Source organism: Ferdinandcohnia sp. FSL W7-1320, from assembly GCF_038050315.1.
Lineage (GTDB): Bacteria > Bacillota > Bacilli > Bacillales > Bacillaceae_L > Ferdinandcohnia > Ferdinandcohnia aciditolerans.
Window position 1 is genome coordinate 3,823,917 of sequence record NZ_JBBPAM010000001.1, and the last position, 26,120, is coordinate 3,850,036.

The window sequence follows — 26,120 nt, forward strand, 5'->3', positions numbered from 1 at the left end:
TTATTCTCGTAAACTTCATTAAAAAATCTGTTGCATCTGCCGGAGACATTTAACTTCATTCAACTCAGAATTGCTCCTTTAAACTTCATTACTTCATTTATCCTTTTTGAATAAAGTTAAATACCCATTCTAAATAAATTTCTTCATCTTTTATATGAAAAAGAGGAAAATTAGATTCGATTGGAATCCAAGAAATAACTGCTACTATATTTGTTAATGAAGTTAGCAACTCCTTGTCCGCGTCATTCCTAATCAGAACAATTTTGGGATAATCAGCTAATTTAAACCCTTCAATTAATACCATATCATTTTCAAAAAAAGCATACAGCTGAATGAGCTTTTCTAAAGTCCAGCCGGCAGTCTTTGCTTCTAACTGAAGACTTCCACCGCCTTCAACAATGGTTGCAGATGCACCGGCTTTAAAGTGTCTGGAAGAATCTTTTTCTTTATTAAGTCCCTTCAGATTGCTTGTATGTCCATGATGTTTAATTGTTGCAATCCTAACCCCAAGTTCTGTGCCTCTTTTTACAATTTTTTCAACTAACGTTGTTTTCCCACTGTTTTGATATCCAACAATTTGTAAAAGTGGAAACCTTATTTCCAAGGCCACATACTTCCTTCCTGATCTTCCAGTAATAACACATCAACTTCGTCGCCTTTTCCAAACCCACGTGTTCCACCGGGTAACACCATTAATGCGTTCGCCCCGGCAAGCGAGGAGACTACATTGGATTTATCAAGCCCACTAGGCGTCACCAAAATTTTACCATCAGAGAAACTAATCCTACTCCGTACAAACCTTGTAAATGGGTTTGGTTTTGGAAAGTCAGCATTGAGTTCAGCTTGTATTTTTATTAGATGTGGATGATTCGAATATAATCTTGTTCGCACCACTGGTCTTACTAATAATTCGAAGCCAACATAACAGGCAGACGGATTGCCGGATAAGCCAAACAATAGCTTGCCATTTAGTTGAGCAACCGTTGTGACACTACCAGGTCTCATTGCAATTTTATTAAATAATACTTCTGCACCTAATTTTTCATAAATTGCCGGTAGATAATCATAATCCCCAACTGAAACTCCACCCGTTGTAATGAGAATATCAACTTCATCTAATGCGTTTTTGATTGCCTCATAGCAAAGGTCAAAATCATCCGAGAGTTTACCGAAATAGTTGGGCTTTGCACCTACTCTTTCAATTTGTGCGCTGACCATATAAGAATTGCTGTTACGAATTTTCCCAGGTAGTAATCCCTCATTAACATCAAGCAACTCTGTTCCTGTAGCGTAAATGCCGATTACAGGTTTCTTTGCCACTTCAACTTGATGATAACCAAAGGTTGCTAAAAGTGCTTTTACTCCAGGGTTAATGAATATTCCTTTTTCGACTAGGACAGAATCTTTTTTTGTATCTTCACCTTGGAATGAAACATTATCTCCGGATTTAAAAGGTCTTTTAATCGACATGTATTTTTTGCCATTACGTTCGTATTCATTTGTCAATTCCAGCATCACAACCGCATCGCATTCTGCTGGCATTTGCGCCCCTGTCATGATTCGAACTGTTTGAAAAGCATCTACCTTTTTCGTAGCAATTGAACCTGCTCCAATTTCTTCTATTACTTCAAATTCAATTGGATGGTCCTGTCTGGCGTCTATTGTATCCGCTGACCTTAAAGCAAAGCCATCATATGGGGAACGATTGAAATGAGGGACATCGTGATCAGCAATTAAATCCTCTGCTAAAAATCGTCCATAACTGGCCTCTATCGGTACTAATTCTTTTGTACCTGTACCCGCAAATTCCATTACACGAGATACCGCTTCTGGAACCGGTATCGGTGTTCGTTTTTCAACCATGTTATCCACTCGCTTCTTTTATCTACTTTTTTCCTATTGTAGTATATTTAAACAAAAACCACTACTTTCTTGCAGTGATGTCATTAAGTTGAATAATTCCTTCTTCTAATTTATCATCAACAACTTTAGCATCTATAATATGTTGAACAATTAAATGATTAGCATTATCAAATAGCTCTTTTGTATTTGATATTTCATTCATTACATCTTGTGAAAACTCCTTTTGTTCCTCGATTGTGTCCAAGACCAAGTGAACTTCTTGTTGCACAGACTGAATCACTGTCATAATGTAATTAAATCTTTCGGTTGTATTTATACTTACATCAACCCCTAAATGAACAAGACTTGTACTGTGTGTAGTCGATTGTAAGGATTCATTGATTTCTTTCTGAATCGCCTTTGTGAGTGAACTAATATGCTCCGTACTAACTGCCGTACTCTCTGCTAATTTTCTAACCTCTGCAGCCACAACTGAAAAACCTTTCCCCTGCTCACCTGCCCTAGCAGCTTCAATTGAGGCATTTAATGCTAATAAATTGGTCTGATCTGCAATCTCTTTAATGACTCCAACAATATCCTCGATTTCCCTTGAGCGGCTATTAAGATGATTCATTTTTTCAGATGTATCATTTAATTGGCTTCCAAGCTTTTTCATGATTGATTCAACCTCTAATACTTCGTTCTTTCCTTCCGTTGATTTTGTAACCATATCACTTGCTGCTGATAGTAAGGATTGACCATTTTCATATAATTTCGTTGAATTTTGAAAGGATAAGAGACTTAACTCTTCCACTCTATCGAATTTAGACTTTATTTTTGCTACGAGTTCACCTAGAACATGATGCTGTCCATTGACATGCTCATGCTGTTCAATAGTCGCCACAAGCTCTTCGTAAAAATGTTTAATAAACGTAGCAGTGCTTTCATTTTGCCGATCTCTTTCATTTATTAATTCTTCTAATTCTCTTTTTAGTTGGATATTTTCTTTTTCGAGATCTTCTATATATTGTTTACGAATAAACATTTACGCCAACTCCTTGCAGCCATCTTACTATAGCTTAATATTATCAAACTTGTCCCATTTGTATTTGTGATTTCCATCACTTTCACCTTATTTTTCGACGATTATTTAGCAAAAGTGTGATTCGCATCACCTCATTTGATTGTGTTACAAGCTATGCTAGAAGTAGCTTACTAAATAGGAGGTAGAATCATGGAACACACTTTTACTGAACAACATATCATTGGAGAAATTGTAACTGAGTTTCCGAAGGCTGGAGACCTTTTCAAAAAACTTCGAATTGATTTTTGTTTTGGTGGAAACCGACCACTTATAGATGCAATTGAGGAAAGAAATCTTTCAAAAGATGAAGTTTTAACTAAACTAAATGCTCTTTACCAAGACTTGAAAGAATTAAATGAAAAAACGGTGGATTGGAAAGCTGCGAGCTATTCAGAATTAATTGATCATATCGTTAATAAACACCATCGTTATTTAAATGAAGAACTTCCACAGCTTAGTCCATATGTAACAAAGGTATTACGCGTTCACGGTGGAAATCATCCACACCTAGCAAGGGTACATTCACTTTTTAATCAATTGAAGGTTGAGCTAGAACAACACACTATTAAAGAAGAAGCAGATTCGTTTCCACTCATCGTAAAATTTGAAAACGAACCAACTGCTGAAAATCATGAATTAGTGAAGAAGCATGTAATCGAATTAGAAGACGATCATGATGAGGCCGGAAATATTATAAAAGAAATTCGTAACATCACAAATGATTTCCAACCACCAATCGGTGCATGTGGAACGTATCGTCTTGTCTACCAACGTCTCGAGGCACTTGAAGCAGATTTATTCGAGCATATTCATTTAGAAAATAATATACTTTTTCCAAGAGTTGCGGCTGGCAACTAACACCAAATCAAAAAGAGCTGACATATGTCAGCTCTTTTTTATGTCATCCGTTCATCCAGTTCTTTTGCATGAATATTCAGGTTAATATATTTCCTTTTTTTCATAGTTGTATTCTTATTGATTTCTGGCTTTCCTAAAAATACCCGTCCAATAAATAAAATACAGATCGCTACTCCTAATACAAACATCGCTTTTCCAAGCTGTTGTTGGGCTGTCACTAAGTAGTTATTACAAAGACGGACTGGTGATACTGAATAAAGCCAGCTCATCACAAAAATCATAGAAATCAGATTAGCCCAAATAAAGGCTTTACTTATCGGACCTAGCAGTTGCCAACTATAAAACAAGAGTACCCCCACAAGAAGTGATAGGCTCATATATTTCGCAATCTCCATGATTGGCTCATTAAGTGCGGCATCTACTGACCTAGGCAACAGCCAAAACCCTACAACGCATATTGCTGTAAATATACCCGCAATACCTTTTTCATTGTAAAACACGAAGAAACCTCGCCATTTTCTCGGAAACCCTTTTGCAAGAAAAAATCCACTTCCTATTAATAGTGGATATTGAATAAGCATTGTTCCAACCATACTCTCTTCTAACAATGACCTTATATACGGAAGTGAAACGAATAGAAGTAAAAGTAGCCCTATCATTACATATCGAAAACGGTACATATTTTCACCTCTAGAATAGGATAGAATCCATGTATTCCACAACAACTTGTGGTGTTTGGTAATCAAAGATATTCGTTAATTTTCCATCTGGATTAATCACATAAAATGCAGAATTGTGCTCATAGCCCCCGTATTCATTAGGGATAACTACTACTTCAAGGGCGTCAAGGACATTCTTTAATTCCTGCTCATCCTGAATAGTGGCCATTTTCCAATGCTCCCCATCTGCACCAAAATGATTAGAATATGATTTTAATACCGTCGGAGAATCATTCTCTGGGTCAAAGCTTATGCTTACAAGCACAACTTCTTTCCCTAGGACATCATTAGGAATATTTTCATAAATTTCTGCAAAATTTCTTTCTAAAACCGGACATACGTCCCCACACGATGTATACATGAAGGTTAAAAGCGTATATTTCCCTTTTAACTCTTGTAGTTGAAAGTTTTCTGAATTGGAATCAATTAATGTAGCAGATGGGAGCTTTGGCTGCTCCCTTTCTAATTCAATAATTCTTGCTTTCTCAGCCGTAAAAGCCCGTAATCCATCTGTACCTATCCATAGCAATGAAAGACCCGCTACAAGTGCAAATAGAATTCCAATACTTTTACGCAACATGACGATCTGATCCTATTTTTTCTTTAAATTTATAATCAATTGACCTGCAGAAATTCCAAAAGCGGATTATAAATATCAATACAGCTAAGACTATAAAGATACCGAAAATAGCTCCCATACGGTCATATGGAATCCACTCTGGAAAATGCTCCGCCCATCTTCTTGGAGCTCCGACCTTACCGGAAAATAGAAAAGATCCACATAATCCAATGAAAAACATGATGTATACCCAAAAGCCAATTCCATCAATTGCTGTTTCCTTCTCTTTTTTATTCACTTTTGCCAAGTAATACATAAAACCAAATAACATCGCAGTTGCACCTAATCCCATATACATATGGAAATGACCTGGTACCCATTTTGTGTTATGCATGACATGGTTTACAACAATTGTTGCATCAATAATTGCTGGTACGACTCCGATTACCCAACCAAACATGGATAAAAACATGAACGAAGAGGCAATGTCCCATTTAATTCCTGAACGATAGACAATCATTAGCGCACCGTAGGCTGTGATAACTAATACTGGTAATCCGTTTGCATAGGAGAGCACTTGTCCAATTATAATCATCCACTTTGGTAATGCAAAGTCCATTAACAAGTGATGAGTATAGATAGTAATCGTAAATAATGTTGAACAGTTCCACGCAATTAAGAATGGGCGGTTTGCCTTCCATGGTCGATTTGTATAAGCCGCTAATATCTCATAAACTGCGATAACCCCCATGTAAATAATAGAATTTGCAAAGATATGACCAAATGCATATGTTAGATTTTTTGCAAGCAGTGGATCAATTTTGATTGTTGGAATATATAGATTAATAAGGTTCATAACGAGTGCTGTTGCACCTGCGATTAATGCAGTGGTGTTTACAATTGAAACCATTGTACTAGCAACGACAGCTGCTGGGGGACCATAGCCTTTTACCTTACCGAAGACGATAGACCACCCTAAACCTTCTCCTAAACTTCCATATTGTTTAATAATCGCTCTAGCAACATCCAAATTTAATAATAAGAATCCCACACCAAGTATGAGCATACCACCTAAATATAATGTTGCCCCCGCCATCTCCCATCCACCAGCAGAGATAGCTGGTAGCGGATATAAAAACGTCCAAGCTCCCGCAAAGTCAAATACAAATATTCCTACCAATACCATTAGGACACCGATTATGAATGTGATAAAATTTGTGATTAAAATTGCTTTGCTTAATTTTACATATTTACTTAAGAAGAACCACATGACTGCAGCTGCGGCTAATGCTGCGGCCCCTATCATTCCCGTTCCATGGACGGTCATAATTTCATAAAAGAATGCAGGGTCCACATCAATCATTTTTCCTTGTGCAAGTAGCATTAAGACTCCGAATACCATCATTGAAAAAATGATGAGGCTTCCTGTTAATAGATAAATAGCGATTGTTTTGTTTCGGGAGTTATTTGTCGCTCCCATTACCATATTAGTAGACATTGTTAACCCCCTCCTTAATTTGTTACAACAATTTCACCAACCATGAGATGGTGAGCAAGCCCACAGTATTCCATACATAATATTTGATATGTCCCAGGCTCCGAGAATGTGTAGTAAACCGTATTAGTATAATCTGGCATTGCCTGAGTCTGTGCTAATAAATTCATGTCTTTGTCATAGATACCAAAGCCATGGTTAACATCTGAGCTTGTGATATCGAATTCAATTGGCTCTCCCACTTTGAATTCCATTTGACTCATGTTCCATCCAAATTGAACGGCTTCAACATCGACAATGACTGGATTTTCTTCTTGTCCATATACCGGTCTTTCAAATGGAAGATCCTGGAGTGTAAAATACGTTAAAGTTCCAAATACAACGAGTAGAACTAAGAAATAAATCGTTCTAAAACGGTACCATTTTTTCTGAATTGGTTCATACTCTCTTCGTTTATTGGTTTTTAATACGACGGTAATAAAAATAACTGTAATTAAGGCCATTAAAATAATGGAAAGATACCAAGCGGCTGTTTGGTACAAAGAAACCCCCTCCTAATTTCTCTTTTCAGCAAGATTGTCACATATTGCTCGGCCATAAATCTGTTAAGTTTGTCACAAAATGGGACTGAAACAAAAAAAGACACATTCTTGTCAAGAATGCATCTTTTTATAACGACTATTTAATTAAGTAGGTTAACGCTAGCATTAGGAATGAGATGAAGACCGTTGTTAATACCCATAGCCAGGCCAATTCCATATTTCCGCTATCAATGGCAACATAGATTGCTGTTGGTAGTGTTTGTGTTTTTCCTGGTATATTGCCCGCAAACATCAAGGTTGCACCAAACTCCCCAAGTGCTCGAGTAAAACTCAAGATAAAACCCGTTACAATTGCTTTCAACGATAAAGGAATCGAAATGAACAGAAATATACTAAATTCATTTGCTCCATCCGTTCTTGCCGCATCCTCAATATCTGTATTTACTGTTTGAAATCCCGTCTTTACAGATTGGTACATTAACGGAAATGCAACGACAGAAGAAGCAATAACAGCTGCCAACCACGTGAACATAATCGGTTGTCCTGTTAATTTCTCAAGGAACATTCCTACAAAACTATTTCGTCCAAAAATTACAATTAATAAAAAACCAACAACCGACGGAGGCAGAACCAGTGGCAGCATTAACACTGTTTCCAGAAAGAGTTTGCCTCTAAATTGCTTATGTGACATCCATTTGCCTATGATTAAGCCTAGAAGTAAGACAATACAACCGGCCGTGATAGCAATGATTATCGATAGTTTAATAGGTGACCAAAAAGTAAGTTCCATTATGCAAACCTCAATTGTTAAAAATTGTTCAAAAAGTCAGGAATCCTTATTTTCTAAGGTATTATGCTTAATAAATGAAGGATGTGTGATTTATTATACACCTAATGTATGCCTAACATTATATGATTTCCTTAGAAACAAGTATAGCATTCCTATATGGAAGGTGGTACCTATGAGTAAATTAGCTTTACATCAATCAACTATTTCAGATGAATTAACCGAACTTCTTAAATCAGCTAATCAAGTCATCAATATGAAAAAAGGAACCTATTTATTTCGTGAAGGAATGAAAGCTTCTGAACTCTATCTGATTCTATCGGGGCGTGTAAAAGTAAGTAAAGGGACATCGGATGGCAATGAGTTATCGCTTCGAATCTGTAGCCAAAATGAAATCGTTGGGGAGTTGACCCTATTTACAGATCAACCTAAATATTTATTTGATTGCAGGATATTGGAGGATTGTGAAATTGCTGTAATTCAAAAGGATGAATTAGAAAAAAAACTCTTTGAAAATACAACACTAGCATTTGAATTTATGAAGTGGATGAGTGATCATTTCCGAAAAACACAAACAAAGTTTAGAGACCTTGTTTTATTAGGCAAAAAAGGAGCATTATATTCCACATTAATTAGGATGACCAACAGCTATGGGGTGGAAAAGGAAAACGGCACTTTAATTGACCTACGTCTGACCAATCAGGAACTAGCTAATTTTTGTGCAACCACAAGAGAAAGTGTAAACCGGATGCTGCATGATTTACGAGTGAAGGATATCATTTCTGTTCAAAAGGGCTATATCACTATTCACGATTTAGGATATATAAAAAAAGCAATACAGTGCGAGGAATGTCCAGCTAAATATTGTAGTATTGAATAACCTAAAGAAAAGACCCACGGGCTCCATGGGTCTTAGGTATTTTAATGTAATGTTCTTTCTTTTTTACGAAGTGCTTCAGGAATATATACACAGAATGGTTCACTCTCCATGTAATCTCCTGTCATGGCATATGCACGAGAACGGGATCCACCACATACATGTCTAAATTCACATACTCCACATTTCCCTTTATATTTGTCAGGATTACGCAAATCTTTGAAGATTGGGGATTCACGATAAATTTCAGCAAGTGGGGTCTCACGAACATTTCCTGCTTTTACAGGTAATAAACCACTCGGATACACATCTCCAGTATGAGAAATAAAGACGAATCCATTCCCATCGTTTACACCTTGTGGCGCTCTTCCAAGTCCATCAATTTGCCCCGTTTTCCCTTGCATAAGGGCATCTTCATAGCGGATTTGTTGTTTTGCATCCTTTGTTTCACGCAATTTTGATTGAATAACTACACGGCGATAGTGTTGTGCAGCAGTCGTTTTTATATCAAATTTCACACGTTTACTAAGGTCATACAACCAGCGAAATACCTTTTCATGTTCAACTGGAGAAATCATATCCGTTTCTTTTCCACGACCAGTAGGTACTAGGAAAAAGACGCTCCATAATACACAATCGAGGTCCTCAACTAATTTTGCCATTTCATCTAATGCATGGACATTGTATCTTGATATTACAGTGTTGATTTGAATTGGAATTTCAAGTTCATGTAAATATTTAATGGCTCTCATTGTTAAATCGAATGAACCATTTGTTCCGCGGAAATGGTCATGAATTTCAGCAGTTGGACCATCTAAGCTAAATGCCCAGCGAGCTAATCCTACTTCTTTCGCCTTTTGAATGGCTTCTTTTGTTACATTTGGTGTTGCACTTGGTGTCATGGAAACGCGCACACCTTTTTTAATTGCATATTCGGCAATGTCATAAACGTCAGTCCGCATTAACGGGTCCCCACCTGTGAATACAAGCATCGGATTATTCATCTCATATATTTGGTCGATTAGCTTTTTCCCCTCTTCAAAGGAAAGCTCTCTAGGGTCTCTTTTATACTGGGCTTCGGCACGGCAATGTAAACATTTTAATTGGCAAGCCCTTGTAAGCTCCCAAATCACAATAAATGGAACTTCGTTATAGTCTCTTTCAAACATGAGGCAAACCTCCCTTGTTAATGTACACATTTTAGCATTATAAAATAGTGAGCAATGTGAGGTACATCACAGGAAACGGAGGTGTTTAAAATTGTTCACAAATTAAGAAAAGCGTAAGCACCTTGAAATTGAACGTCTACTTACTACTGCCACGTCCTGTGGCAAACGTAGACGCCAGCACATCGTGTGCAAGTCCGAAAAGCATAAGAAAAGCTGGCGAGAAGGATGCATTTTATCCTTCTTGACTGATTGGCTTATGACCTCAAGGGGGTAGGCGATGGAGCTAGACAACAAAAATATATGAAATTGAAATGAAGAAATATTCTTTGAAGAAATTAAATGTAATTGAGGGTTAACACTACAGCTACAAGTAGGTTTGGAGCCCCCAAGAGGAAAAACAAATAGGAATATCGAATTCTTGTTTTGCGTTCTTTTTTGCTTTCGGTGTAATAGTTCGCTCTGGCACGATCGCCACTTACAAAGGTATCAGATACAATTCCTGCAAGTAAAAAACATATTATACCCAAAGTCCCAGAAATAACTGAATAAGTTTCAAATTGACGAGTAGACAAACCAATTAATAGTAGAAGTCCAGAGGTTACTATACCTAAAATTAAGCCTACTCTCAAACATAATCCCTCCTTAAAGATAGCTCAGATATTATTATTTTATCACATTTTTCAGAAAATTATGAGTGTTAGACTTGAATAATAATAACAAAGACGTTGCGATGTAATATGGCAACGTCTTTGTGACATATATCGTGTGATCCTCAAGTCGGCTTATGGTTTATTTTTTCATATTCAGTTTTATTATTGATATTCTCAAATTCCATACCTTGTAGCTGAAGATCTTGGTCGGTAACAAATTTTACATTGCAAGTGCCTAATAACTGTGTCATTTTTAATTTTTTATCTTTAAGTAATTGTTCAATCTTTTTTGCGACTCTAGCATGATACACGGCAATTAATGGCTGTTGTCTGTCATTGATAATGGGTACGATTGCATCAATACTTTGATCATTGGTAAAAGTAATAAGCTGCTTTACTAGATTGTCTGTAACAAAAGGAGTATCACAAGGTAAAATTACATACCAATCTGAGTTTGTTTTCTGCATGACTGTGAATATGCCAGCGAGTGGTCCATTGCCCTGAAATTCAGGTAAATCCTGAATTATGGAAATCGAGGCTTCGTTTCGAAATTGCTCTTCTAATACAGGATGGCTCACAATATAAAGTTGGTCCACGTTATCTTTTAATGCATCAACTGCATATTCGTAAAAATATTTGTTTTGAAATTGCGCAAATGCCTTAGGGCTTCCGAATCTCCTTGATTCCCCCCCAGCCAAAAGAACACCTATGAATGTCGGGATTTTCATCAGTAAACACCCTTTTGATTTTTTCTTCATAGTAGCATGAATGAAACAGCCTACCAAACAAAATTCATCATGAATCAAAAAAAGTGTAAACAAAGCCTTTAAAGACCATGCCTACACTATGTAAGAGATTGGAATCTGCGATTGATTTTTTATTTTTTACCGATTGCAACGCGCCATACTTCTGGTCCCTGTTCAAGGTATTCCCAAGTGAATGCGTCACCACGTTCGATCATAAACTGGTATTGGAGTGGTCTTGGATCGTGGTCATTTGATAGCTCCATGATTTCACCTGGTTGTAAACTATCAAATGTTCTAAAGATTGTTGGATGCTTATCCTTCGGTGCATAATCTGGTGCGTTTACTTTCGCTGCAAATACCATTTTAAAATTCCTCCTTTTGATTTATGGGTCCATTGTACCCGAGTCTTTTTAGACCATGTTGTGAAGCAAATCACTATTTACGTATGTTTTTTATCATATGTTCCGAAAACTATGCGATAATTAGATTAAATGAATATCCCACGTAAACATCTTGTCATTCTTCATGATTGTGGAGTTTAAAAGAATTAACGGGGTGAACACATGAAGGAATTTGTAGGCAAATGTAAGGAATGTGAAAAAGATATTTTTTGTTTAGATGGTTTTATTAATGGTGTTGTATTAGATGATAAAAATGGAATACTTTGCTTTAATTGCGCTGAAGAAAAGCATGATAACTAAGCTAGGAGTTTGACTCCTAGCTTTTTTGTGTCCAATTTTTGAACATTGTTGTCATCCTCACCGACTATGATTTATATCACTGTTTTAAAAAGTGGAATTGTTACACTAAATGTTGAGTAACCGCATATATAGTTTATTTTGAACAAGGAGTGAGACAGATGGGATTGCCATCGATTCGTGAACAATTGAAAGGAGTACCCTTGTTTCGGGAACTAACATCAGAAGAACTCGACCCAATTGTAGAAATTTCACAGTCACGATTATATAAACAAAAGATGTTTATCTTTATGCAAGACGATCCACTTGATCGTGTATTTTTCATCCAATCTGGAAAAGTAAAAATTTACAAGTCTGATATGCATGGGAAGGAACAAATTGTTTCTGTTCTAGAAGCAGGAGAAATGTTTCCTCATGCTGGCTTTTTTCGAAAAGGCGGATATCCCGCACATGCCGAAGTAATCGAGGATTCAAATATCATCTTCACCCCCATTGATAAGTTTGAAGACATATTGCTAAAAAATCCTGAGCTTTGCATAAAAATTTTTAAAGTGCTTGGTGAAAAAATAATAGACCTCCAAAAACGTCTAGAAGAACAAATTTTGTTAAGCACCCAAGAACAAATCATAATGCTTTTACTTCGTCTATGTAGGAGTAATGGTGAAAAGACTGGAAATCGCTTTAAACTTACAACTCATTTTACAAATCGAGAACTCGCTAATATGATCGGAACAACTCGTGAATCAGTGAGTCGAACGATTTCTGTTTTGAAAAAGAAGCATATTGTTGACTTGACTACAGACGGTTATTACTTATTAGATCATATGAAACTGCATGATGAGATTTTCTAAAACTAACTTTCAGCCTAATTGACAATCCTAAATAAAATTTGCATTTGTGATTCAGGTCACAACGTTTCTCATTGAAAATGATTATCATTAGTTTATAAACGTTGATAAGGGGGACTTTCAAGTGGAATCAAAAGTAGTAGAAGTAGATGTTAGGGAAGATCTTAAAAATAAGATTGAGCCATTTCAAAAGATTATGGAAGCCGTTAAACCTCTACAGAATGGAGATACATTCATCTTACATGCTCCATTCAAACCGACTCCTTTATTTCCTATTTTAAAGGCAAAAGGGTTTTCAAACGAGGTAGAGCAAATTGATAAAAAACATTGGAAGGTTACCTTTACTAAAAGAGGTGACAAATAATGATATTAGATAACCGAGGTCTTGAGCCACCAACTCCAATGATGCGAACGTTAAAGGCTCTCGAGAAACTAAACAAAGGTGAAACATTGACGATTATAAATGATCGTAAACCTATGTTTTTATATGAACAGCTTGAAGAACTTGGTTACAAGCATATAACAGAACCACATCCTGAAGGCGGCTTTCAAATTGAGATTACAAAATAAGGAGCTGCTTGATCATGATACCTCAATTATCAAATGAAACAAATATCAGGCTACCACTTTCTTTCATTTTATTTAGTGTTGCGGCATTGGTCACATCCCAAGTCATCCTGCTATTCAATGGACATATGGTGATTGATGGGAACTTTAGGGCCCCTGCCATTCTATCATCAGCTCATTTACTTATTCTTGGTTGGGCCTTAATGGTTGCGATGGGGGCAATGTATCAGCTTATACCGGTAGCATTTTTGACTCCGATTTGGAGTGAAAAATTCGGATTTATTCAATTTTGGATTACGGCAATTGGGTTTGGCGGATTTGGCATCACTCTTTCTTTTTCACCAGCCATTTCTATTTTTACAGGATCACTCGCTATAATTGGAATATTATTATTTCTTGTTCAAATGTTTATGACAATGAAAAAACAGGCAAAGAAAAACATTCTAACTGCATTCGTTGGTAGTGCTCTATTTTGCTTGTTACTCACTATTTCGTTAGGAATTCTATTGATTGTTAATTTAGGTGCTGGAATAGCTCACCTAGATCATTTTGCTGTTCTAAAAAGTCATATTCTACTAGGTGCCGCAGGATGGTTTACATTTTTAATTTTCGGCTTTTCCTATAAAATGGTTCCTATGTTTTCGTTAGCACACGGATTTTCGATGAAACTATCAAGTTGGGTTTATTTTGTTTATGCCCTCGGACTTGTTGTAACCATTTTCAGCTTTATTACTGAATTGAACCTAATGTTACAAGTTGGTATGGTTTTGCTTTTTGCTGGTTTCGCCTTATTTTCTTACCATATTTCCACTATCATCAAGGTTAGATTAAAGAAAAAGCTTGATAAACCATTTATTTTTTCATTAATTGCCATTTGTTTTGGCTTAGTTATTCACTTTTTCGGAATGGTTCTTGCTCTCTTACCAGGGTATTACAAATTATATGGTGTACTAGTCTTTCTTTATATCTTTTTATGGGTTGCAGGTAGCATTCTTGGCTATTTATATAAAATTATTCCTTTTCTTTGGTGGACACATAAATATAGCAAACAGATTGGTAAAAGCGATGTTCCTACTTTAAAACAAATGATTGATGAAAAAATGGCAATACCCATTTTTACAGGTTTCGTTGCTGGTTGTATTGTCGTAATTTTGGCCCTTGCCACAGGACAATTGCTTATCTTTTCGATTGGTCAAAGTATTTTTGTCGCTTCAGCATTCTTTTTCAGTTACAGCATTATAAGGGTTCTATTTAAATAAAAGGGGAGAAACATAATGGAATTAAAAGAAAAAATCCTTGAGCAGTTAAAACAAGTGATTGACCCTGAATTAAATATTAATGTTGTTGATTTAGGACTTATTTATGAAATTAATATTAAAGAAAATAATAATGTGTATATTGAAATGACGCTAACTACACCTGGTTGCCCACTACATGATAGTATTACCAGTGGAGTAAAGCATGCAGTTGCCTACCTTGAAGAAGTAAATGATATAGAGGTTTTAATGGTATGGCATCCTGCTTGGTCCCCTGAACGGATGTCTGAAGCTGCCATGAAGCAACTCAGAGGTTAACTATATTTAGCAAAATGCAGGGGATTTCACATTCTTAGATTGTTTCGTTATACTTAAGAAAAGCGCAAGGCGCCGTATATCGGCGACAAGCATAAGACGAGCGCTGACAGAAGGTGTTCTTTACCTTCAGAAGCGATTGGCTTATGACCTCAAGCCGATGGCACCTGGAGCTAGACACCTTTTAAATAAGCTATTTCTCGAAAGGAGAGGTTTTAAATGGATGAAGCTTTAAAGGAAAATATGTTGGGGGCGCTTGAACAAGTGGTAGACCCTGAGTTAGGAATTGATATTGTTAACCTAGGTCTTGTTTATGATGTGGATATGAACGATGAGGGTGTCGCTCAAGTTACAATGACATTAACATCCATGGGATGCCCACTTGCTGGAACGATTGCAATGGATGTAAAACGCGTTCTTACTGAATTGCCAGAAGTAAAAGACGTAGATGTTAACATCGTTTGGAATCCACCATGGAACAAAGATATGATGAGCCGGTACGCTAAAATCGCACTAGGAATCCGATAAATCAAATGAAAAAGAACGTGTCGACTGTGGCACGTTCTCTCTCTTATTATAGATGCTTTTTAAACCATTCAACAGACGCGAGTAGTCCTTCTCTTGTCACTTTATGATCTGCTCGTGTATCAGCAATAAAAGATAGATTCTCCTCTTTCCCCTTATACAGTGGTTTAATTTCTTGGTAAAATTCATACGTGTATTTGAAAGGAACCATCTTGTCTTTTTCACCATGCCAGAAAAACAATGGTCTTCCGTTTACTTTTTCAGGTTGCATGCTTAAATCATATTTCCGTAATTCTGCATATTTTTCTTCCAACTCTGCATCAGAGAAAGGAAGTTCAATGTCGTGTCGCTTCAATTCCTCAATTTGCCCCCGACAGAACTCTTCATAATATGGACTACCCATTAAACTTACTGCAGCCTTAATCCATGGGTATTGGGTCAATGCCCCTAATGTCACGATACCTCCCATTGAAGTACCTGCCACACCGATTCTTGCCTCATCAATTTGGCCTTGGTTTAGCAGTTCGTCCTTAATTATTTGAAGTTCTTTAATTTCATTGACGACAATATCCCAAAACTTAAAATCCATTGCATGATCATCTATGCCCCTATCTCTTTCACCATGATAGTCAGCTTCAGGCAATACTACCCGAAATCCTTGTTCTGCATAAAGATAAGCATAGTGTAAATTATGTTCTTTCGCACTGCCAAATCCATGTACAAAAAGGATCAACGGTAACGCTTCGTCTTTTAACTGATTTTTAACAATATGTAATGCTGGTATTTCTGCATATTTCTTATTTTCGATAATAATCATCTTTTTGTATGTACTCCTTTTATGAAAACTTTTGCCATCCTCTAGTGTATCATTTGTTGGAAGTTTATTGAAAAATATTGACTTTTCAATTGACGATTATTTTAATATCTGTTTAAGTTAAGGAAAGAGATAAGGTTCACAAGGAGATTGATATGACTAAACAACATTTAATTGCACTTGACCTAGATGGTACTCTACTAAAAGATGATAAAACGATCTCAAAAAGAACAAAAGACGCTTTAGAAGAAGCCAAAAAAGCCGGCCATATGGTGATGATTGCGACGGGAAGGCCTTACCGTTCGAGTTCAATGTATTACCAAGAACTTGGCCTTACAACACCAATTGTTAATTTCAATGGAGCATTTGTCCATCACCCACTTGATCAAAATTGGGGAGTTTATCATGATACGCTCGATTTAAAAACGGTAAAAGAAATTGTTGATGTTGCCGACGAGCTCCGTGTAAAAAATATTTTAGCGGAAGTAATTGATGATGTATATTTTCATTTTCACGATGAAACAATGTTAGATATTTTTGGAATGGGGAAACCAAATATTGAAACGGGTGATTTACGAAAAATCTTAAAACATGATCCAACTTCATTACTAATCCACCCCGATGAAGAAATTGCAGATAAAATCCGAAAGTATCTTTCTGACATGCATGCCGAGGTAGTCGATCATCGCAAATGGGCAGCCCCTTGGCACGTGATTGAAATTGTTAAATCAGGATTAAATAAAGCTGTTGGAATTCAAAAGGTTGCTGACTATTATCAAATTCCAAAAGACAGAATTATTGCTTTTGGAGATGAAGACAATGATTTGGAAATGATTGAATACGCTGGTCACGGAATTGCCATGGGTAACGGGATTGATGAGTTAAAAAGTATTGCTAACCATATAACAATGACTAACGAAGAAGACGGAATTGCCCTTTATTTAGAGGATGTTCTAAAATTGGAGAAAAATAAGTAGGTTGGTTCAGAAATAATTACCTGATATAACCCAAACGTAAAACTCAAACAATATAACTGGTGCTACAAATAAGCACTTCTTTTAAAGCTGTTAAAGGGGGAATTTACGGATGGGTAGTAATAAATCAAAACGATTTGTTCATCAAGGTGCAGATGCTGTTCAACAACATGCTCAGCGCTTTCCTTACCGTTCCACTCTAGCTGAAGCAGAAGCAAAGAAAAAAGCGAATGTCGAAAACTCATCACTTGGAGGCATCTAATATGGGAAACCGTTTATTCCAAAAGGCTCGTGAAACCGTAGAAGTTGCGAAATTAGCGAGTGCTGGCCAAAGTGATACATCCTTACAGGATGCCGTTTCGGTTGCTAAAAATGCACTTTCTTCTGCATATGCTAACTCTACAACAGCCGAAAAAGAACAACTCCGCGAATTGCAAAATGAATTAGACCAACTTCAATAACCTTTGGTTAATTCAAGAAAAAATAGGGTCAGACTTATCGTCTGACCCTTCCCTGTTTTTATTGGAATTGTTGAAGTTTTGCATGATAAAGGTTTGTGATCGAACCGTCTTTTGCACTTCTTTCGTATAAATGAAGAATCAATGCCCCGTTTGTCGGAATTTTATCCTTCGGAATGGAAATCTTAATTTCAAATGGTGCCCATGCTGGAGCACCCTCTGATGCCGTTTGAAGTGTTTCAGGAATTACATAATCATGACCATCCTCCACTGCATAGAAGAAGTTTGCTTCGAATACTCTTACTTCCCCTGTTACCGTATATTCACCATTTTCACCAAGTACTTGAACTTTACGAAATGCTGTATTTCCTTCTTCAGGAATTGTAAAACTCTCGTCTGCCTGCAATGAATTACTTTCGATTTTTTGACCATTTACTTCTGATGCAGTTAGGAAAATATGTGCTTTGTATTCTCCGGGAGCAAGTCTCGTTCCATCATTTGAAGTGTAATCCCATGGTTCTTCCCATACCTTTTCTTGACCAGGCTTTAATTCCATTTCCTCTATTGATTGGATAAACATTTTATCGATTGAATAGCGGTAAACTTCTTTATCATCTGCATCCTTTACAATAATTTCATATTTTTGACCAGATGGTATCGTTAGTTTCACAGAATTGTCGCTGGTGTTTTTTATTTTAATCGTAAAGGTTGCTTCGTTTTCCCCTGTTTTAATTAAAAGGTCAGTTTGAAGTTTTTCAACCACGTTCTCTTCACCTCCAGGTTCTTCACTTTCTTGCGCTGGTGGTGTTTCTTTTTCAGTGTCTACTTTTTCACTACCACCTGAAGTTACTGGAAGAGCCTCTTCGTTTTTTGTTGAGCCACATCCAGTGATGATAAATAGACTCATAACAAAAACTAATGTCACTAGAAGCCATTTTTTCATATTTGTCACCCCTTTACTCTATATGTCGATGTCTCGTATTAAAAAGTTACTACTCTTTGCGAAATAATCCATATACGCCAATTGTTTGTACAATATTTGTAAATGCATGTGGGTCAACTTCTTTTATTATGCGCTCTAAATCATATAATTCATATCTTGTTAAAACAATCATTAACATATCCTTTGTCTCACTCGAAAATGCTCCTTTTGCAGGTATCAACGTTATTCCTCTAACTAAATTTGAATGAATTGCACTTTTCAATTCGTCCGCTTTCTTCGTAACAATCATCGCTGTAACCTTTACATGACTTGTATGTACTGTATCAATAACCTTTGTCAATACATACAAAGCAACAAGTGTATATAATGCCTTTTCCCAACCAAATAAGAATCCTGCTGTAATGATGATTAGTCCGTTTAATGTAAAAATATAGGTTCCAATTGGTTTATCTTTTGATCTTGATAATACAAGGGCTATTATATCGAGACCACCTGTAGATGCACCCCACTTTAAAGTAAGCCCGATTCCAATGGCTTGAATGACAGCACCAAATACAGCATTTAGTAAAATATCATTAGAGATACGTTCGAGTGGAATAATTGCCAAGAATAAAGTTGTAAGTGCAACCGAAATAAAGCTATAAAGGGTAAATGCCTTACCTACTTTTTTCCATCCTAGAATCGCAACCGGGATGTTTAATAATAGTAGTATTACACCTGTTGAAATATGAATAGGCGTGTAATCACCAAGGATCCTAAACATAAGCTGTGACACACCGGTAAAACCAGAAGAATAAACATCAGCCGGAATTAAAAAAAGATTTAGGGCAGCAGCATTTAGTAGTGCACCAAATGTCACAATTAATATTTTTTTCACTTCTCTAGTTACCATTCAAATAGTCCTCCTGGAACAACATTCTTCAATCCTAGTAGTAAATTAGTAGTCATACAAAATTTTTCCTCAATTGTTGTATTTTTATCCAATACTCGCTACACTTACGATAGGCAAGTTTGTTTCAAACTTGACCAAAGAAAAGAAGGTGAGACTTTTGACCGTTAGAATTCTTACTGATAGCGGTAGTGACCTACCACTACAATTTTTTAAAGAAAATAATGTTACATTATTCTCCTTGGGAGTTCATCTAGATGGGCAAGATTACGAAGATATTGCAACAATTAACCCTGTAAAAGTATTTGAAGCCATGAGAAATGGGAGTGCTCCAAAAACATCCCAAGTTCCACCACATCGGTTTAAAGAGGTTTTTACTGAAATTGCAAAAGAAAAACAATCTGCTGTCTATATCTCCTTTTCATCACAATTGTCAGGAACCTATCAAACGGCAGTGATGATGAGTGAAGAAGTAAGAGAAGAGTATCCAGACCTTGACTTAACAATTGTGGACACAAAATGCGCTTCCCTTGGCCAGGGTCTTGTTGTAAAAGCTGCAGCTGAGCTTGCTAGCACGGGTGCTTCAAAGGATGAAGTTGTGAACCTTGCGAAATTTTACAGTACTCATATGGAGCATCTTTTCACAGTAGATGACCTTGAATATCTAGCACGTGGGGGAAGAATTAGTAAGGCTTCCGCTTTTGTTGGTGGACTCTTAAACATAAAACCACTCTTAAATGTAGAAGATGGAAAGCTTATACCGCTAGAAAAAATTCGTGGTAAAAAGAAAGTATATAAGCGAATTGTTGAGTTGATGGAAGAGCGCGGGGCAGATTTATCAAAGCAAACGATTGGTATTAGCCACGGAGATGTGGAAAATGAAGCGCTTGAGGTAAAGAAGTTATTTGAAGAAAAATTCGGATGTAACTCCTTCTTCATTAATGTAATTGGTGCTGCGATTGGTTCTCATGCTGGTCCAGGAACGATTTCAATTTTCTTCTTAAACGAATTGCCAAACAGCTAAATTTACATAGTTTGAAAAACGACTGGATATCCTAAATTTGAACGGATTGAAGGGAGTGTTATTTATGCCAAAAACAAGTGACAATGATAAAAAAGCAAAAGATAACAATGCATTACGCCATGAAAAGAATATGATGAGAGAAAAGAATCGTCAGGCGGGCAAACATCAATATTCAAAGAAAACAGATCATCTATAGAATGAAACGCATCGGTAACAGCCGATGCGTTTTTCTTTACTCCTCTTTTTTAAAGTATGTCCAGCCATCCTCTTGGTATACTTTTCCTTCTTTCATTAGCTTTCCAATTGCTCGTTTAAACGCTGCTTTACTCATGTCAAATCTGGCTGAAATATCTTCAGGAGAGCTTTTATCCCAATATGGCATAGCCCCACCACGGCTTTCCATGTACTGATAGATTTTCCCAGCATCATCACCCATTATTTCATGGCTTCGGCCCATTAGGGACACATTTACAGTGCCGTCTTCCTTTACGTCAATAATTCGCCCTTGCACCTTTTCTCCGACTCTTGGTTCCCTTGTTCTTTGAGACTCGTGGATAAAGCCGAGAAATCCTTCCTCCGAAATCATAAAAGAGCCAACCATTAATAATCGGTAAACAGTTCCAGTTATATTTTTGTTAAAATCTTTCCTTGTTGCTGGTTTTGAAATAGAACGAATGACATCTTCAGTTGCAAGCTTTCCAAAAAGTCTTCCGTTTTTATCTGTCCGTAATGAAATGTACAGCTGGTCACCTGGCTCTGGCCAGAGATCCCACACCTCATGCAAATCATCCTTTGAGACTAAAATATCCTTGCTAATCCCAATATCAACAAAGGCTCCCAAGTCACGTTTGACTTCAACCACACTGGCCCAATCATAGGAATCGATTTGAATAGTCGGTATTGTCATAGAGGCTGCCAGTCTTCCTTGATGATCTTGAAAAAGAAAAACAGTTACGTCCTCTTCCGGATCGAATCCTTCTATAATTTCATTTTCATGTAAAAGCACATCTTCTTCACCGTTTGTTAAAAAATAGCCAAATGGAGCATCTCTATCTACACGTAAAGTTACAACCGTGCCCGGTATTAATTCATTCATTTATTAAAGCCCTCTTTCTTATGTACTTAGCTAATCCGCTATTGCTATTGTCTTACATAGTATAGACGTTTACGACCATCATTTACTAGTATTGTTTTGGAAAAAGTTGTCCTAATTGCTAAGATTGACTATAATCAAGGGAAATAAACTATTTTTTTGGAGGTTGGCAATGGCAAAGGATAGCTCATTCGATATTGTGTCAAAGGTAGATTTGCCTGAAGTAACGAATGCAATTAGTATTGCAAAAAAAGAAATTCAAACTCGATATGATTTCAAAGGCAGTAAAAGTGACATCACACTTGATAAGGAAGAACTTGTTTTAGTATCTGATGACGAGTACAAACTGGAACAACTAAAGGATGTCCTAATTAGTAAAATGATTAAACGTGGGGTCGCAACCCGAAATATTGATTATGGAAAAATTGAAAATGCATCTGGTGGAACCGTACGTCAACGAGCGAAACTTATTCAAGGCATCGACAAGGAGAACGCGAAGAAGATTAACACCATTATTAAAAACAGCGGCTTAAAAGTAAAGAGTCAGGTTCAGGATGATCAAGTTCGAGTAACCGGAAAAAACAGAGATGACCTTCAACAGATTATCAACGCCATCCGTGAAGCCGATTTACCGATTGATGTGCAGTTTATTAACTACAGATAGTAAAAATGCAGCGGACTAATACCCGCTGCATTTTTTTATTCAAATATGTAATTTAACACATCTAATGCTTGATCAACCGTTTCGACAGTGACGTTGGCTTTATTTGATAATTCCTTTAATGGATGAATCAGTGATGGTGGTCTAACAATAATGGTTGGTTTATTCATCGTAATGGCCGCACTCGCATCCATCGCTGTATTCCATTGTTTGTACTTTTCCCCAAATAAAGCAATGACCACATCCGATTTTTGCATTAATACTTGTGTTCTGAAATTATTAATGGCTGATGCTGCATCGTCCTTGTAATAACTACCAGGTTGTTCTCCCAAAATTTGTTCTCCAATATCATCTGATTTATCATGGTCTGTTTGTGGTCCAACAAATGTTAACGGAAGATTTTTAAATTTCGCCTTATCCTTAATTTCCTCTCGCCAATTGTCATGAATTTGCCCAGCTAAATATACTGTCAGTTCCATGTTTTCTCCTCCTATTACCTTTTCATTATTTTATCATACATCAATGGCTATTTTACAAATTTATACATTATGATTTCATCTTCGTAATGTGTATCACTAAATTTAACAAACTTAACTTTTCGCCCTTCCTCTTGGAAGCCAAACTTTTTATAAAGATGGATTGCCCTTTCGTTATGTGAAAATACTTCTAGACATACCTTTTCAAGACCAGGCTCTTCTTGTGCCCAATCAAGCAAATAGCTCACTAATTTGCTACCAATTCCTTGATTACAGTATGTTTCTTGGATACTTACCCCAAAATAACCTAAATGAGACAGGCGTTTCCTTTTCGATGTCTTGAAATTTAAATTACCGACTATTTTCCCATCTTTTTCAGCTACTATGATTAAATTCCCTGGCTTTATATGATTCTCAATCCATTTTTCCTCGTCCTCAACACTTGTGTTAAATTCCTCAGGGGTTGTCAGCATGAATGTGGATTCATTAAGAACAATTTTTGTATGTTCAATTAACTGTAATGCATCCTCTTTTCTAGCAGGTCTAATATTAATTCCCATAAAAACCTCCAGCTCGAAATAGTATCTATTATCTATTTCCATAAAATTGATGGAAATCCTTTTTATTAGAGTGATTTCGGAAACATTGTGGTTTGAATCGTTCAAGCTTGAATATGCTTTGGATATGGATGAGTAGTAAAAAATCTAGTATATGGTCGGTCTTTTGGAATTCTCGGAAAAACGTATGGCTAAACACCTTTTGTGAGGAGAGTATGGATGGTTCCGGAAGAACCGATTTCATAAATACTTTTTATGAATGCACTTTTAGATGATTTTGCAAAAACCATTGGCATAAACACCTTTTATAAGTAGACCTTTGGATGGTTCTGGAATAACCCTTGGCATAAATACCTTTTATAAGTAGGCTTTTGGATGGTTCTGGAAAACCCTTGGCATAAACATCTTTTATAAGTAGGCTTTTGGATGGTTCTGGAAAATCCAATGGCATAAACACCTTTTATAAATAGACTTTTGGGTGGTTCTGGAAACCCCCTTCTCATAAACACCTTTTATAAGTAGGCTTTTGGATATTTCCAGAAATACTCAATGAATAAAAAAAGACCTCCCTTTGAGGAAAGTCTCCTGACTAAAACTTAGTAAAAACCAACATCTTGCAAAACAAGTACACCCACGATTGATACAATACGGCCTGTTAAAAGCACTATAAGAAGAGTTTTTAATTTTCTTGTATCTATCCAAACTATGCCTCCAGCCAAAATCGTAAACAGCAGTCCGAAAAAGAGAGCAGCATATGGATTTGTCGGGGTGATCCAATCATTTACACTCAGGAAATCCATTTACTCACCCCCTACTCTATGATTGTATTGCTGGTGTACTTAAGAAAACCGTAAGCCCCCCAACAATCGCTAAAACTACTCCTATAGGGCTATATGACGATAAGTAAATACCTAGCGGAAAAACAATTGCCCCAAGGACAAATAGTATCTTTGCGATTTTCATGTCCTCACCTCTTCTATCTCAAAACTGACTCCTTTACGCGATCTAACATCCATCGACTTCGAATACTTCTACCCCAGCCCCCTTTGTATTCTTTTAAGGACTGGATTCTCCAGTACATGGGTGGATGAAGCATGAATTGAAATTCTATAAACCTCCATAATAGGGAATCTCGTTCAATTGATGACTTTGCCATATCTTTCTCCTCTTCGAGAACCGTACTGTACGAAAGGGATTTAGTTATTGCTTCGTCTTGTTTCTTAGCTAAAGCGATTAAACTGTTTGACATTTGTTCACTTCCCCCATCTAGAAGCGATGCTCCAAGGTGGTCTGCACGGACTTCCATCCATTGCGAACAAAACGATTGGATGATAGGGAATAGAATCATTAAAAACCATATTAAAAGGAAAATCTGTGTACTGTATTCATCAATATTTTTAATGTATTTTTGTATAGCTAAAACCACAACAAGAACAATTAACAAATAACCTAGTCTCCAAAGCTGCCCCCACAAAACATCTCGCTTTTTGACGTGAATTGCTTCATGTGCGAGGATTCCTTCAATCGCTTCAATAGGTAACTTTAAAGTAGCAGTCGTTAGGGTAACCATCGATTTACCAATATTCATGCCTGTCGCAAGGCCATTATACTCGCTGCTTTCGGTTTCATATACACGAATGTTCGGAACTCCGGCCTTTTCAAAAATCCGTTGGGATATTTGGATTAGTTGTGGATTCTTAGTCTCCGTTGCATCCATTGCTACTTTTAAAACCTGATCAGAAATATAGAGATTAAAAAGCCAATAGGCTAAAAGTACAGTAACCATGATCCAAGGCGCAACTTCAAAATAATATAAAAGGAGAAGTAAACCTGTATAGGCTGATATCCCTTTTACTGTTGTTGCAAAATAAAGCTTTCCAATTAATCGTTTTACATTTTTTCGATGCCAAAATGGCAGAACGACTTGTGGCTCTTTCACACTTTCATCAACCTTGGTCATGTCCTCGAACGTTCTTTTCCATTTATCCGGTTCTAGGATCGTTAAATAAATTGTTTCTCCAGGCACAGATAGACGTAATACCTTCTGAAAGTTAGTTGTCCAGTCAGTATTGGAAGAAAACATTGTAAATAATGGATGAAGCTTTAACAAGTCTACATTCGTTTCTAGTTTCACTTCCTCCAAATCTTCTATCGGAATTTTTCGAGATTCAAAATGTGAGATGAGATACAATTGCTTTTCTTCTACGTCAAAAAATATTTTTACAGTAGCATAACTACCGATTCTTTTTATGACTTCTGTCAATGTACTGACCAGCCCGAAAACAATAATATATTTTAAAGGACTATATTCAGGACCAAAGATGTAAAACATGATACCACCAAACACAACCAACCCCGTCATCAACAAATCAGTTGCGATTCTCATAAAATTACGAGCTAATGTGATTTCTTCCACTTTAATCTGATGTAATTCTTTTTCAATTTCAATCCGTTTTTCATTTCCTGTAGTTAGAGAGATTGCAAGAAAATATCCACTTGAAATAAATGCAAGATAGATGAACCCATCCATAAAGGAAAATTTATAATAGACAAATCCTATTGAAAGGAGAGCTAAAAATATTTCACACGTCGTTCCTATTTTTTTATTTAATTTTCCGGAAACCAAACCAATGATTTGGATTCCGGCTCCTACTAAAATATACAGTACAATTAAATTCCAACTTGGTAGCAAAA

36 protein-coding genes are annotated in these 26,120 nt (G+C 36.6%); 15 read left to right on the top strand and 21 right to left on the bottom strand.

Annotated elements, in window-relative coordinates; translation table 11 throughout:
• Positions 1-97 precede the first annotated feature (97 nt).
• The 3 genes from mobB to NST91_RS18865 form a co-directional block, all read right to left on the bottom strand.
• Positions 98-610: a molybdopterin-guanine dinucleotide biosynthesis protein B gene (mobB, locus tag NST91_RS18855; RefSeq protein WP_341332361.1), complete on the bottom strand. Its 513-nt coding sequence runs from the start codon at positions 608-610 to the stop codon at positions 98-100.
• Positions 595-1,863 carry a molybdopterin molybdotransferase MoeA gene (locus NST91_RS18860; RefSeq protein ID WP_341332362.1) on the bottom strand — a complete coding sequence of 423 codons (1,269 nt, stop codon included), beginning with the start codon at positions 1,861-1,863 and terminating at the stop codon, positions 595-597. The genes mobB and NST91_RS18860 overlap by 16 nt, the downstream gene beginning before the upstream one ends.
• A 61-nt stretch (positions 1,864-1,924) precedes the next feature.
• Positions 1,925-2,887 (bottom strand): methyl-accepting chemotaxis protein, encoded by a 963-nt coding sequence (locus NST91_RS18865; RefSeq protein ID WP_121445431.1) that lies wholly within the window; start codon positions 2,885-2,887, stop codon positions 1,925-1,927.
• Between the two features lie 189 nt (positions 2,888-3,076).
• Here NST91_RS18865 and ric point away from each other — a divergent pair, with 189 nt between their 5' ends.
• Positions 3,077-3,784, top strand: a complete 708-nt coding sequence (gene ric / locus NST91_RS18870) for an iron-sulfur cluster repair di-iron protein (protein ID WP_341332363.1) — start codon at positions 3,077-3,079, stop codon at positions 3,782-3,784.
• A 38-nt stretch (positions 3,785-3,822) separates the two neighbouring features.
• On the opposite strand, the gene NST91_RS18875 is transcribed toward ric, so the two are convergent.
• The 5 genes from NST91_RS18875 to modB form a co-directional block, all read right to left on the bottom strand.
• Entirely contained in the window at positions 3,823-4,464 is a 642-nt protein-coding gene (locus NST91_RS18875) for a hypothetical protein (protein ID WP_341332364.1), read from the bottom strand.
• A gap of 10 nt (positions 4,465-4,474) precedes the next feature.
• The gene (locus tag NST91_RS18880) at positions 4,475-5,083 is read right to left on the bottom strand and encodes an SCO family protein (protein ID WP_121445434.1); all 609 of its coding nucleotides are present in this window, start codon (positions 5,081-5,083) and stop codon (positions 4,475-4,477) included.
• The gene (locus NST91_RS18885) at positions 5,073-6,560 is read right to left on the bottom strand and encodes a cbb3-type cytochrome c oxidase subunit I (protein WP_341332365.1); all 1,488 of its coding nucleotides are present in this window, start codon (positions 6,558-6,560) and stop codon (positions 5,073-5,075) included. Before NST91_RS18885 ends, NST91_RS18880 begins: the two co-directional genes overlap by 11 nt.
• A gap of 14 nt (positions 6,561-6,574) precedes the next feature.
• Entirely contained in the window at positions 6,575-7,099 is a 525-nt protein-coding gene (locus NST91_RS18890) for a cupredoxin domain-containing protein (protein ID WP_341332366.1), read from the bottom strand.
• 136 nt (positions 7,100-7,235) lie between these two features.
• Positions 7,236-7,889 carry a molybdate ABC transporter permease subunit gene (modB, locus tag NST91_RS18895; RefSeq protein ID WP_341332367.1) on the bottom strand — a complete coding sequence of 218 codons (654 nt, stop codon included), beginning with the start codon at positions 7,887-7,889 and terminating at the stop codon, positions 7,236-7,238.
• A gap of 172 nt (positions 7,890-8,061) precedes the next feature.
• Here modB and NST91_RS18900 point away from each other — a divergent pair, with 172 nt between their 5' ends.
• Complete coding sequence (locus NST91_RS18900; RefSeq protein ID WP_341332368.1) at positions 8,062-8,766, top strand: Crp/Fnr family transcriptional regulator; 705 nt, start codon at positions 8,062-8,064, stop codon at positions 8,764-8,766.
• Between the two features lie 41 nt (positions 8,767-8,807).
• Here the strand turns inward: NST91_RS18900 and NST91_RS18905 are convergent, their stop codons facing one another.
• The 4 genes from NST91_RS18905 to NST91_RS18920 all read right to left on the bottom strand — a co-directional run bounded on the left by NST91_RS18905 (position 8,808) and on the right by NST91_RS18920 (position 11,690).
• Positions 8,808-9,932 carry a TIGR04053 family radical SAM/SPASM domain-containing protein gene (locus NST91_RS18905; RefSeq protein WP_341332369.1) on the bottom strand — a complete coding sequence of 375 codons (1,125 nt, stop codon included), beginning with the start codon at positions 9,930-9,932 and terminating at the stop codon, positions 8,808-8,810.
• Positions 9,933-10,267: 335 nt separating this feature from the next.
• The gene (locus NST91_RS18910; protein ID WP_121445440.1) at positions 10,268-10,561 is read right to left on the bottom strand and encodes a DUF5316 family protein; all 294 of its coding nucleotides are present in this window, start codon (positions 10,559-10,561) and stop codon (positions 10,268-10,270) included.
• 143 nt (positions 10,562-10,704) lie between these two features.
• Positions 10,705-11,310 carry a molybdenum cofactor guanylyltransferase gene (locus NST91_RS18915; RefSeq protein WP_341332370.1) on the bottom strand — a complete coding sequence of 202 codons (606 nt, stop codon included), beginning with the start codon at positions 11,308-11,310 and terminating at the stop codon, positions 10,705-10,707.
• Positions 11,311-11,459: 149 nt separating this feature from the next.
• The gene (locus tag NST91_RS18920; RefSeq protein WP_121445442.1) at positions 11,460-11,690 is read right to left on the bottom strand and encodes a DUF2249 domain-containing protein; all 231 of its coding nucleotides are present in this window, start codon (positions 11,688-11,690) and stop codon (positions 11,460-11,462) included.
• A 201-nt stretch (positions 11,691-11,891) separates the two neighbouring features.
• Between NST91_RS18920 and NST91_RS18925 the strand changes: the two genes are divergently transcribed.
• From NST91_RS18925 to NST91_RS18955, 7 genes are all read left to right on the top strand, one after another.
• Positions 11,892-12,029 carry a hypothetical protein gene (locus tag NST91_RS18925; RefSeq protein ID WP_341332371.1) on the top strand — a complete coding sequence of 46 codons (138 nt, stop codon included), beginning with the start codon at positions 11,892-11,894 and terminating at the stop codon, positions 12,027-12,029.
• Positions 12,030-12,187: 158 nt separating this feature from the next.
• Positions 12,188-12,877 carry a cyclic nucleotide-binding domain-containing protein gene (locus NST91_RS18930; RefSeq protein WP_121445443.1) on the top strand — a complete coding sequence of 230 codons (690 nt, stop codon included), beginning with the start codon at positions 12,188-12,190 and terminating at the stop codon, positions 12,875-12,877.
• 121 nt (positions 12,878-12,998) lie between these two features.
• A complete protein-coding gene (locus NST91_RS18935) occupies positions 12,999-13,238 on the top strand; it encodes a DUF2249 domain-containing protein (protein ID WP_341332372.1) in 240 nt (79 codons plus the stop codon).
• Entirely contained in the window at positions 13,238-13,444 is a 207-nt protein-coding gene (locus tag NST91_RS18940; protein ID WP_341332373.1) for a DUF2249 domain-containing protein, read from the top strand. The genes NST91_RS18935 and NST91_RS18940 overlap by 1 nt, the downstream gene beginning before the upstream one ends.
• A 14-nt stretch (positions 13,445-13,458) precedes the next feature.
• Complete coding sequence (locus tag NST91_RS18945; protein WP_341332374.1) at positions 13,459-14,700, top strand: heme-copper oxidase family protein; 1,242 nt, start codon at positions 13,459-13,461, stop codon at positions 14,698-14,700.
• Between the two features lie 15 nt (positions 14,701-14,715).
• Complete coding sequence (locus NST91_RS18950) at positions 14,716-15,015, top strand: metal-sulfur cluster assembly factor (protein ID WP_099354253.1); 300 nt, start codon at positions 14,716-14,718, stop codon at positions 15,013-15,015.
• A 216-nt stretch (positions 15,016-15,231) separates the two neighbouring features.
• Positions 15,232-15,540, top strand: a complete 309-nt coding sequence (locus NST91_RS18955) for a metal-sulfur cluster assembly factor (RefSeq protein WP_121445447.1) — start codon at positions 15,232-15,234, stop codon at positions 15,538-15,540.
• A gap of 46 nt (positions 15,541-15,586) precedes the next feature.
• On the opposite strand, the gene yjfP is transcribed toward NST91_RS18955, so the two are convergent.
• Complete coding sequence (gene yjfP / locus NST91_RS18960) at positions 15,587-16,354, bottom strand: esterase (RefSeq protein WP_341332375.1); 768 nt, start codon at positions 16,352-16,354, stop codon at positions 15,587-15,589.
• Between the two features lie 152 nt (positions 16,355-16,506).
• Between yjfP and NST91_RS18965 the strand changes: the two genes are divergently transcribed.
• The 3 genes from NST91_RS18965 to NST91_RS18975 all read left to right on the top strand — a co-directional run bounded on the left by NST91_RS18965 (position 16,507) and on the right by NST91_RS18975 (position 17,786).
• Positions 16,507-17,328, top strand: coding sequence for a Cof-type HAD-IIB family hydrolase (locus NST91_RS18965; RefSeq protein WP_341332376.1), 822 nt, complete (start codon positions 16,507-16,509; stop codon positions 17,326-17,328).
• Positions 17,329-17,437: 109 nt separating this feature from the next.
• Positions 17,438-17,587: a competence protein gene (locus NST91_RS18970; protein WP_099354257.1), complete on the top strand. Its 150-nt coding sequence runs from the start codon at positions 17,438-17,440 to the stop codon at positions 17,585-17,587.
• Position 17,588: 1 nt separating this feature from the next.
• Positions 17,589-17,786 carry a DUF3813 domain-containing protein gene (locus NST91_RS18975; protein ID WP_099354258.1) on the top strand — a complete coding sequence of 66 codons (198 nt, stop codon included), beginning with the start codon at positions 17,589-17,591 and terminating at the stop codon, positions 17,784-17,786.
• 58 nt (positions 17,787-17,844) lie between these two features.
• On the opposite strand, the gene NST91_RS18980 is transcribed toward NST91_RS18975, so the two are convergent.
• Positions 17,845-18,726: a BsuPI-related putative proteinase inhibitor gene (locus tag NST91_RS18980; protein ID WP_341332377.1), complete on the bottom strand. Its 882-nt coding sequence runs from the start codon at positions 18,724-18,726 to the stop codon at positions 17,845-17,847.
• A 49-nt stretch (positions 18,727-18,775) separates the two neighbouring features.
• The gene (locus NST91_RS18985; RefSeq protein ID WP_341332378.1) at positions 18,776-19,618 is read right to left on the bottom strand and encodes a YitT family protein; all 843 of its coding nucleotides are present in this window, start codon (positions 19,616-19,618) and stop codon (positions 18,776-18,778) included.
• Between the two features lie 157 nt (positions 19,619-19,775).
• Between NST91_RS18985 and NST91_RS18990 the strand changes: the two genes are divergently transcribed.
• Together NST91_RS18990 and NST91_RS18995 are read left to right on the top strand one after the other, a co-directional pair.
• Complete coding sequence (locus NST91_RS18990; protein WP_341332379.1) at positions 19,776-20,639, top strand: DegV family protein; 864 nt, start codon at positions 19,776-19,778, stop codon at positions 20,637-20,639.
• Between the two features lie 64 nt (positions 20,640-20,703).
• Positions 20,704-20,835 carry a DUF3941 domain-containing protein gene (locus NST91_RS18995; protein ID WP_099354262.1) on the top strand — a complete coding sequence of 44 codons (132 nt, stop codon included), beginning with the start codon at positions 20,704-20,706 and terminating at the stop codon, positions 20,833-20,835.
• A 36-nt stretch (positions 20,836-20,871) separates the two neighbouring features.
• Here the strand turns inward: NST91_RS18995 and NST91_RS19000 are convergent, their stop codons facing one another.
• Positions 20,872-21,735, bottom strand: a complete 864-nt coding sequence (locus NST91_RS19000; protein ID WP_341332380.1) for a CvfB family protein — start codon at positions 21,733-21,735, stop codon at positions 20,872-20,874.
• A gap of 169 nt (positions 21,736-21,904) precedes the next feature.
• Between NST91_RS19000 and NST91_RS19005 the strand changes: the two genes are divergently transcribed.
• Complete coding sequence (locus NST91_RS19005) at positions 21,905-22,396, top strand: YajQ family cyclic di-GMP-binding protein (protein ID WP_341332381.1); 492 nt, start codon at positions 21,905-21,907, stop codon at positions 22,394-22,396.
• A gap of 35 nt (positions 22,397-22,431) precedes the next feature.
• Here NST91_RS19005 and NST91_RS19010 read toward each other — a convergent pair whose 3' ends face one another.
• From NST91_RS19010 to NST91_RS19030, 5 genes are all read right to left on the bottom strand, one after another.
• Positions 22,432-22,872, bottom strand: coding sequence for a YtoQ family protein (locus NST91_RS19010; RefSeq protein ID WP_341332382.1), 441 nt, complete (start codon positions 22,870-22,872; stop codon positions 22,432-22,434).
• Between the two features lie 47 nt (positions 22,873-22,919).
• Entirely contained in the window at positions 22,920-23,429 is a 510-nt protein-coding gene (locus NST91_RS19015; protein WP_341332383.1) for a GNAT family N-acetyltransferase, read from the bottom strand.
• A gap of 593 nt (positions 23,430-24,022) precedes the next feature.
• On the bottom strand, positions 24,023-24,226 hold the full coding sequence (locus NST91_RS19020) for a hypothetical protein (protein WP_341332384.1): 204 nt from the start codon (positions 24,224-24,226) through the stop codon (positions 24,023-24,025).
• A gap of 16 nt (positions 24,227-24,242) precedes the next feature.
• A complete protein-coding gene (locus NST91_RS19025) occupies positions 24,243-24,389 on the bottom strand; it encodes a hypothetical protein (RefSeq protein ID WP_341332385.1) in 147 nt (48 codons plus the stop codon).
• A 13-nt stretch (positions 24,390-24,402) separates the two neighbouring features.
• Positions 24,403-26,118 (bottom strand): M56 family metallopeptidase, encoded by a 1,716-nt coding sequence (locus NST91_RS19030; protein WP_341332386.1) that lies wholly within the window; start codon positions 26,116-26,118, stop codon positions 24,403-24,405.
• Positions 26,119-26,120: the final 2 nt, after the last annotated feature.